The sequence below is a fragment of the Variovorax sp. 01T439_2 genome, assembly GCF_056398445.1.
The window spans coordinates 1-8,991 of record NZ_JBFTPJ010000125.1; the positions used below are offsets into that span (position 1 = coordinate 1).

5 protein-coding genes and 1 pseudogene are annotated in these 8,991 nt (G+C 67.5%); all 6 read right to left on the minus strand.

Annotated elements, in window-relative coordinates:
- Positions 1 to 285: 285 nt before the first annotated feature.
- On the minus strand, positions 286 to 525 hold the full coding sequence (atpE, locus tag AC1DOC_RS08525) for a F0F1 ATP synthase subunit C (protein WP_012745530.1): 240 nt from the start codon (positions 523 to 525) through the stop codon (positions 286 to 288).
- A 445-nt stretch (positions 526 to 970) separates the two neighbouring features.
- Positions 971 to 5,704: an RICIN domain-containing protein gene (locus AC1DOC_RS08530; protein ID WP_478080627.1), complete on the minus strand. Its 4,734-nt coding sequence runs from the start codon at positions 5,702 to 5,704 to the stop codon at positions 971 to 973.
- 126 nt (positions 5,705 to 5,830) lie between these two features.
- Positions 5,831 to 6,682: a class I fructose-bisphosphate aldolase gene (locus AC1DOC_RS08535; RefSeq protein WP_478080628.1), complete on the minus strand. Its 852-nt coding sequence runs from the start codon at positions 6,680 to 6,682 to the stop codon at positions 5,831 to 5,833.
- A 44-nt stretch (positions 6,683 to 6,726) separates the two neighbouring features.
- Entirely contained in the window at positions 6,727 to 7,713 is a 987-nt protein-coding gene (locus tag AC1DOC_RS08540; protein WP_478080629.1) for an aldo/keto reductase, read from the minus strand.
- Positions 7,710 to 8,726, minus strand: a complete 1,017-nt coding sequence (locus AC1DOC_RS08545; protein ID WP_018903949.1) for an ABC transporter permease — start codon at positions 8,724 to 8,726, stop codon at positions 7,710 to 7,712. The genes AC1DOC_RS08540 and AC1DOC_RS08545 overlap by 4 nt, the downstream gene beginning before the upstream one ends.
- Positions 8,723 to 8,991: pseudogene (locus AC1DOC_RS08550) on the minus strand (D-xylose ABC transporter ATP-binding protein); the annotation flags it as partial. The gene AC1DOC_RS08545 and the pseudogene AC1DOC_RS08550, both read right to left, overlap by 4 nt.

Genomic DNA, 8,991 nt, shown 5'->3' on the forward strand with positions numbered 1-8,991 from the left:
CCGATGCCGCGCCACCAAGGGCCGCGCCGCAGAGCAGCAGCGAAAGCAGGGTGCGCGGCAGCGCGGGCGACTTCGGGGACGGGTGGCTCATGGATTCTCCGGCAGAGGAAGGGTGAAACGGCGCCCCGGCGCCGCGCCATGCAGCACCGAAGACGTCGAACCGTTGATAGCTAAATACTTTAACCATAAACAATTCGCTGTCAACGGTACTAGCACGAATGGTGCCAATGGTTCGTGCCGCTTCCTGGTGCGCGGGGCCCGCTTCGGTGGGCCTTTTCGCCGGCTTCAGCCGAAGGGATTGGCCGTTGCAAACCACAGGCCGATGCCGGTGGCGATGATGAATGCGCCGTCGGTCACGCCCGCCACCAGGAAGAACTTGGTCTGCAGCGTGTCGACCAGTTCGGGCTGCCGCGCCGTGCTCTCGAGGAACTTCTGCCCGACCAGCCCGATGCCCAGGCAGGAGCCGAGCGCTGCCACGCCGATGAGCAGGGCGACTGCGAGGGGAAGGATGTTGAAGCCGGTCATGGTGTTTTCTCCAGTGGTTGATCGATGGAGGTACTTTCCCAGAGCGGGTGCGTACGGTCGATGACGTGGGAGGTCATGCTTGAGGCGAAAACGACGATCGCTGTTTGTGGGTGGTGGGCGCGCTCCCGCCGACGGGGTGCCCTGCTCCGCGAATGTCCCCCGGCCTGCGGCCTCCTCCTTAATTTCGCTGCGCAGGGCACCCCATCGGCGGGAGCGTGTTCAGAGCACTCGTTGATCAGCCGCGAACCGACAGCGTGCCCGGTGCGCAGGGCATCGGGTGCTCCCCGCAGCGAAATCAAGGAGGAGGGGCGTAGCCCCGGGGGACATTCGCGGAGGGGAGTACCCGGTGGCCTGGGCACGCGCCCTGAACAAGAGCGCCCTGAACAAACAACAGCGCCTGAACAGCAGCGCCCTGAACAAGAGCGCCCCGAAACAAAAGCAAGCCCTAAGGCAGCTGCGTCCAGTTCTGGTTGTTCCCCCCATTGCAGGTCCACGTGATCAGCGCCGTGTCCTGCGTCGTCGAGCCGTTGGGCACGTCGAGGCACGAGCCCGAGGCGCGGTTGCGCAGCGTGCCGCCGGCCAGGCTCCACTGCGCCGCGTTGCCCGCCGTGCATGCCAGCTGCACCACTGGCGCGTTCGTCGTCGCGGTGCCGTTCTGCGCCAGGCACAGGCCACTGTGCTCAGCCACCAGTTGCACATAGCCGCCCGTGACCGACGTCACCGTGAACTTCTCGTGGCTCGCCGTGCCGCAGGGCCACTGCACCGCCACCGTGCCGCTCGCCGTCGCCCCGCCCTTGATGTTCACGCACATCGTCGGATTGAGGTCCGAGCGCAGCCGCGTCACCACCGCCGGGGCCGTGTCCAGCGAGCGCACGTACTCGCGCAGCGCCACCACGTCCGTTGGCGGCAGGCTCGAGGCATTGCCGTGGCCGCTGTTCAGCACGTCCTGCAGCGTCGCGGCCTGCCCGTTGTGGAAGAAGGCCGTCGTGTTCCAGGTGCCCGAGAGCGTCGGCGTGTCGAAGCCCAGCCCCGCGAGCGGCTGGTTGTGGCCCTTGCCCGACGAGAGCTGGATCGTGCCCACGTCGTGCCGCAGGCCGTCGCGGAAAGTACCGCCGGTGTGGCAGGTGGCGCACTGCGCGGTGTTGAACACCGTCTGGCCGCGCGCCGCCTCCACACTCAGGCTGCCGTCCGCCGCACGCGCCGGGCTGCGCATGTACTTGTTCAGCGAACTCAGGTAGGCCGCAAGGTCGTCGAGTTGCGCACTCTTGCCGGCCTTGGGCGCGCCCAGCGGGTCGGCCGTGGCCGCGAAATCCGCATTCGTCAAAAAGCCGGTGCCGCCGAACTCGTTGCGGATGTCGTTCTCGAAGTCCTGCACCTCGTCGAAATTGGCGGTCCAGTGCATCTTGCCGTGGCCCGCGCCGCGCCGGCCCTGCAGGTTGATGGTGCGGCGCAAGCCCTCGCCGCGCTGCGTGAAGTCCCACACCATGCCGTCGTCGCCGCCGTCCGCATGGCAGCTCGCGCAGGAGATGTAGTTGTCCTTGCTCATGCGCCGGTCGGAGGCGTTGTAGAACACCTGCTTGCCGCGCAGCGCCGCGGCCGCCATCGGCTCCTGCGCGACCGTCGCCACGTTCTGCAGGAAGGTCGCCGCAGCCGATTCCGACGACAGCACCAGCGACACGTCATGCACCGACACCAAGCGCGCAAGGAAGTTGTTGACGAACAGCCGCTTGCGCGCCGCATCCAGGTACAGGCCGTGCGGCGCGCTGCTCGCGTTGATCTCGCCGCGCACGGCCCGGCTGTACGGGTCGACGATGGCGACGCGGTTGCCTTCCATCTGCGCCACGAAGAGGTAGTCGCCGGGCGGAGAGAACAGCGCCGCGCGCGCCGGGGCGCGGTCGTCGAAGTCGATCTGTTCGCCGAACACTTCCGCCGCCGCCTGCAGGTCGACCTGCGAGAGGATGGAGCGCACGCTCTGGTCGTGCGTCAGGTCCACGCCGTCGCGGAAGCGGCCGCGCACGATGTTGTCCTTCTTCGAAGGCAGCACCGCGCGCCGGCCGTCGGGCGAGATCACCACCTGGCTCAGGTAGTTGGCCACGCCGCGCGCGCGGCTCTCGGTGTCCACCGTGGTGGTGTCCACCGGCAGCGCGATGGTGGGCATTGCGCTCATGCTCTGCAGGTTCACCTTGTGCAGCTGGCCGCCCGTCAGCTTCGACTTGAAGCGGGTGACGTAGGCCACCTGCGCATCGGAGCTCACGGCAATGCCGCGCAGGCTGCCTTCGAGGGCGACGGCGCCGGTGGTGGCGCCGTTGCTTGGGTCGAAGCTCATCAGCACCGACTTGCTCTCCAGCGTCAGCAAGCCCTTCGCGCCGTCGGGCGTGAAGGCCACGCCGTAGGGGCCGCTGCCGTAGGCCAGCGGCACGGTGGCCGAGAGGCTGCCGTCGGCCGCGCTGAGCGCCACCAGCTTGTCCTCGCCCTGCACCGCGACCCAGATGCGCCCATCCGGTCCCACGGCCAGCGTCTTCGGCTCGTCGCCCACGCGCACTTCCCAGCGCTTGGCCAGAGTCTGCGCGTCGATGGCGGCGACCGTGCCGCTGTCGGGGTTGAGCGAGTAGACCGAATTCGCATCGCCTGCGATGTTGGTCGTGTGCGTGGGCGCCCGCGCCGTGACCGGCACGATCACCGTGAGGTTGTAGGTGTAGAAAGTCTCGCGGCCGCTTGCGTCGCGCACCGTCAGCGTCACGGTGTAGTGCCCCGGCCGTGTGTAGGTGTAGGTGTAGCGCGGCTGGGTGGAGTAGGCCGTCTGCGTGCCGTCGCCGAAGTTCCAGCGGAACTGCGCGCCGCTGCTGCCGAGCGTGGCCGGGTCGAACACCAGCTGGCCGTTGACGATCTTCGGACCGCCGCCGATGCCGGGGTCGCCGATGATCGCCTGCCCGCGCAACGTGGCCACCTCGCCGTCGGTGAGCACGCGGCTGTACACGCGCACTTCCGCCAGCGTGCCCTTGAACAGGTCGGCGTTGCCCTGGATCTGGCCCATGACCTGGAACTTGTTCGCGAGCCCCTTGGTGCCGGTGAGGCCCGTGGAGCTGGTCTTCACGCCGTCCACGTACATGGCCTGCGCGCCCGAGGCCGCGTCGCGCGTCATCACCACGTGGTGCCAGTTGCCGTCGTTCACCGCCGCCTGCGAGCGGGTGCCGGGGTTGTTGGTGGCCTTGTTCGCGACCGAGAGGTTCATGAAGCCGCTGCCGTCGATCCAGCCCCAGAACACGTCGTCCGCTCCGCTGGCCTGGTCGCGCCCGAAGATGCCCGGCGCGGTCCATGGGTTCGCGCTGCCGGCCTGCGTGGTCTTCATGTAGAAGCTCAGCGACGCGGTGCCGCCGAGCACGGTGGCGACGCTGTCGTTCTTCAGCGGCACGCCGGCGGTGCGGTTCGCGAAGCTCATGCCGATGCTTTCAAAGGTATCGCCCGACGCCGGCGTGCCGTTGTTGCTGCCGATCGGGTCGGACAGGTTGCCGGCCAGCGTCCAGTAGTGCTGCAGGTTGATGTCGGTCGCGTTGCCGGTGTTGAAGGTCGACTTGAAGTCGGCGCCGATGGCATTGCCCGCATAGTCCTTCACGCCGTTGGCAGGCAGGAACACTTCATAGCTGGTGCCCGGTTGCAGCGGCTGCTCCGGATGGAAATTGATGATGCCCAGCTGCACGCTGTAGGTGCCCGCGAGCGTGTTGCCGCCCACCGGCCGCACGATGAAGGTGTTGGCGTTCACGCTCTCGGGGCGGATGTTGTCCGTCATGCCCAGGCCGATGCGCGAGCTCAGGGCCTGCTGCTTCGCGCCGTTGGCCGGCGAGACCTGCTTCACCTCGGGCCGGGTGGTGTCCGGGTCCACCGCATGCACGACGAAGCCGCTGCCCGAGCCGTGGTCGTTGCCCACGAAGACCAGGTTGCCGAACATCGCGACCTGGCCGTTGTCCGAATGCGAGTAGTTCGGGTCGTCCTCGCGCAGGATGCTGCCGCGGCCCACCTCCACGTGATTGAGCGGATTGCTCACGTCGACCTTGTGGATGCGCGTTTGCGCGCCCTGGATCACGTAGTTGTCCTGCGTGGCGCAGTACAGCTGTTCGTCGATGACCAGCCGGTTGTCCTCGGCCACGAAGCGCGAGCGGTCGGAGAGGTCGTAGCTGTACATCTTCGCGCCGCTGCCGCGCGTCGAGACGTGCAGGTTCCTGCCGTCGAAGCAGGTGGCGTAGTAGAACGGCGTGGTGCCCACGATGGAATCGAGCACCTTGGGGTTGAGCGGGTCGGAGATGTCGAGGCTCGCGAAGCCGCCATTGCTTTCCATCGCGGTCAGCACCATGTGGTTGCCCATGGTGAAGATCGGACCGATCCGGAAGTTGCCGAGTTCGCCCGTGGGCACCGGGTTGGGCTTGCCGGCGCCGCGGTTCGCCACCACGGCGTTCGCGGGGTCCGCAGCATCGACGATGAAGATGCCGCGGCCCGCCGAGGCCACGTACAGGTAGGGCGCCTGCCACCAGAGCTGCCAGGCGACGTTCTCGTAGTCGCCCGCGTTGACGCCGGGCAGCGCCAGCTTCTTCACCTGTTTGATGTCGTTGACGTCGGTGAAGTCCCAGAACTCCACGCCGTTGATGCTGGGCAGCACCACGTACGTCTTGCCGCCGATCTTCGCGGTGCCGAAGGAGTGCGTTTCGCGGAACTCCTTGGTGCGGCCACCTGTCGCGTCATCGGGTTCGTAGATCTTCTTGACCAGCCGGATCTGGCGCGGGTTCGACACGTCGTACAGCAGGAAGCCGCCCGGGCCCAGGCCGCTGTCCGGCGCGAAGGAGGTGAGGAAGTAGCCGTTGACCATGATGCCCGCGTTCATGCCGTAGTCCTTGCGGCCCGGGTACGTGGCGGGCACCTCGCGCGACTCGTAGGCACTGCTGTGCGCCGGGTCGAGCGGGTGCGCAAGGCTCGTGATCATCGACACCGGCTTGAACAGTTCCGCCGATGTGTAGCTGAGGTTGCCCAGGCCCGGCCCCTGCAGCGGGAGCGGGTCGGCAACGGCCTCGGAAACCGCTGTGGCCATGTTGCCGAGGGTGGTCATCGGGCTGACCCCGGTGATGGCCGCATGCGTCAGCAATGTGACGAGCGGGGCCAGGAACGCCATCAGGAAATACCGGATCTTCATCGTCGCCTCCAGGTTGTTGGAAAGTCGCAGGGCAACCCATTGCTCGATCCCTCTCCAGTGCGCGCGCAGGACGCACCCCGGCTGGCGACGGGTGCATCGCCTGCCGTGCTGATTTCTTGTTTTGCCTTACTTCGCGCCGCCCGATTCGTAGAGGGCCCAGGCCGCCTCGGCGCTCGCGCCGCGGTGGATCATGGCCATCAGCGCACTCACCACGGCCGAGGGGTTGGCGTGCTGGTAGACGTTGCGCCCGTACACCATGCCGACGGCGCCCTGGTCCAGCAGCACGCGAGAGCGCGCGAACACCTGCTGCAGGTCTTCGCGCCCGCCGCCGCGCACGAGCACGGGGCAGCGCGCGGCCTGCACCACGCGGTGGAAGTCCTTCGGGTCGCTGGTCGGGTCGGCCTTGACGATGTCGGCGCCCATCTCGCGCGCAAGGCGCACCAGCGTGACGATCTTTTCGGCGTCGCCGTCGACCTGGTAGCGGCTGCCGGGCGTGGGCGACTGCATCACCAGCGGCTCGATCATCAGCGGCATGCCGTAGCGGTCGCAGTCGGCGCGCACGCGCGCGATGTTCTGCACGCATTGGCGGAACAGGTCGGGCTCGTTGGGCAGCATGAAAAGGTTGACCACCACGCAGGCCGCATCGCGCTGCACGGCCGGCAGCACCGGGTCATGCTCGTTCTGCAGCTGGGCCCACATCACGCGGTGCAGCGTGGCGTTGTAGGGGTTGCCCATGTCGATGCGCATCACCAGCGCGGGCTTGTCACGGCCCGGGCGGTCCTGCAGCAGGTCGGACTGGCCGTAGTTGAGCTGGATCGCATCGGGCCCGGCGGCCAGGAGCTTCTCCATGACCTGCGGCATGTCTTCCAGGCCGTCGAGGAAGGAGGGCTCGTTGCACACGCCGTGGTCCAGGGCAATGTCCAGGCAGCGGCCGTTGGTGAGCAAGCGGTTGAGCCGCGCTGTCTTGTCTTTCGACATGGGAAAGAACTCCTTGTAGGGGATCGGGAAAAAAGAAGCGAAGCTCAGGCGAGCGCGCCCAGGTGGCGGCTGGCCGCGGCATCGATCAGCCGCAGCGCGTCGTCGCCCAGCGCGACCGCACCGGCGCCGGCGTTCTCGATGGCCTGCTGGCGCACGCGTGCGCCGCACAGCGCGACAGCCACGGTGCCGCGCGCGACGGTCCACGCGATCATCATCTGGCCAAAGGAGCAGCCGAGCTTTGCGCGCACGGGTTCGAGTTCCTCGAAGAAGGCCTTGAGCGTTGCTCGGTTGGCCGAGCTGAAGCGCGGATTGCTCGCACGCTGGTCGTCGCCCTTGAACTCGCGTGCCGGATCGATGGGCCCCGCGAGCAGGCCGAGCGCCAGCGACGAATAGCCGAGCACCGCCACGTCGTGCTCGCTGCAAAGGGGCGCGAGCGTCTGCTCGATCTCGCGGTCGATCAGGCTGTAGCGCTCCTGCGCCGCATCGACCGGACCGTGGCGCAGGTATTCGGCGAGCGTCTCGGGGCTCACGTTGCTCACGCCGATGGCGCGGATCTTTCCCTCTTTCTTGAGCGCGAGCAGCGCGTCCATGGTCTCGGCCACGGGCGTGGTGCTGTCCTGCCAGTGCGTGATGTAGAGATCGATGTAGTCGGTCTGCAAGCGCTTCAGGCTCTCTTCGCATTCATGGAAGATCGACTCGCGGCCGAGATAGCGGTGTACGGGATGTCCGTCTTCCTCGAAGAAGTGCGTGCCCTTCTGCGTGTGCCACACCAGCCCGCACTTGGTGGCGATCACGGCCTCGTGGCGGCGCCCCTTGAGGGCAGTGCCCACGATGCTTTCGGAGCGCCCCAGGCCGTAGGCCGGCGCGGTGTCGATCAGGTTCACGCCCGCATCCAGCGAAGCCCGGATCGCCGCCTCGGCCGCCGCGTTGTCGCCGCCGCCCCACATCCATCCGCCCATCGCCCAGGTGCCCAGGCCAATGGCCGAGCATTCGATGCCCGAGGGGCCCAGCGTCGTCGTCTTCATCTTCATCGCGTCGTCTTTCTCGTGTTCAGGAGGTGGTCGATGGTCACGGCCGCGAGCAAGATGAGGCCCTTGATCACGTCCTGCCAATAGGGCGACACGTCGAGCAGGATCAGCGAGCTGGTCACCACCGACAGCAGCGCGAGGCCCAGCACCGCGCCCAGCACCGTGCCGGAGCCGCCCTTGAGGCTCGCGCCGCCGATCACCGCGGCGGCAATCACGTTGAGCTCCATGCCCACGCCGAAGGTGGGCGTGGCCGCGCCGAAGCGCGCCGTGTAGATCACGCCGGCCAGGCCCGCCGATGCGGAGCACAGCACCGTGACCCAGAACTTCACGCGCCCCACGCGGATGCCCGAGTACAGCGCGGCCTTCTCGTTGCTGCCGGTGTAGAACACGCGCCGCAGCAAGGTCGAGCGGCGCAGCACGAAGTCGCTCACCACCACGATCGCCACGAAGATCAGGATCACGGCCGGAACGCCGAACAGCGTGCCCTGCCCGATGAACTTGAACTCCGCCGGCAGCGAGAACAGCGACTGCGGCGTGCCCTGCGTGAGCGCCAGGCACAGCCCGCGCACGATCACCATGAAGGCCAGCGAGGCGATGAAGTGGTTCAACCCGATGCGCGTGACGCAGCCGCCGATCATCGCGCCGACGAGCCCGCTCGCACCGATGGCCACCAGGCTCGCGATCCATGGGTCCACGCCCATCAGGAACAGCTTGCCCGTGACCACCATCGCGAAGCAGACCACCGATCCCACCGACAGGTCGATGCCGCCGACAATCAGCAAAATGGTCATGCCCACCACCACGATGCCTTCGATCGAGAAGGACAGCAGCATGGCGCGCACGTTGTCCCAGGTGAGGAAGTAGGGCGATGCGAAGCTCATCGCCACGCACAGCACCGCAATGATCAGCAGCAGGCCCATCTCGCGCATGCTGGTGAGCTTGCTGGCGGGCTTCACGGGGCCGTCTCCCGATGGGCGCGGTGCCAGGCCCGCATCGAGTTGTGCCGGGTAGTTCATGCCATCTCCTCCTGTTCGCAGAGTCCGGAGGCGAGCCGCAACAGGGCTTCCTCCGTCATGTCGTTGGAATTCAGTTCGCCGGCCAGCCGGCCGTCGCGGATCACCAGCGCCCGGTCGCACAGGCCGATGATCTCGGGCAGCTCCGAAGAGATCACGATCACGCCCACGCCCTGGTTCGCGAGCTCGCGCAGGATGTGGTGGATCTCCGACTTGGCGCCCACGTCCACGCCGCGCGTGGGCTCGTCCATCAGCAGCACCACGGGGT

Excerpts from the sequence above, each read along its gene's own strand:
- atpE (WP_012745530.1), bottom strand. The coding sequence starts at position 525 with ATGACCGGCTTCAACATCCTTCCCCTCGCAGTCGCCCTGCTCATCGGC.
- AC1DOC_RS08530 (WP_478080627.1), bottom strand. The coding sequence starts at position 5,704 with ATGAAGATCCGGTATTTCCTGATGGCGTTCCTGGCCCCGCTCGTCACA.
- AC1DOC_RS08535 (WP_478080628.1), bottom strand. The coding sequence starts at position 6,682 with ATGTCGAAAGACAAGACAGCGCGGCTCAACCGCTTGCTCACCAACGGC.
- AC1DOC_RS08540 (WP_478080629.1), bottom strand. The coding sequence starts at position 7,713 with ATGAAGATGAAGACGACGACGCTGGGCCCCTCGGGCATCGAATGCTCG.
- AC1DOC_RS08545 (WP_018903949.1), bottom strand. The coding sequence starts at position 8,726 with ATGAACTACCCGGCACAACTCGATGCGGGCCTGGCACCGCGCCCATCG.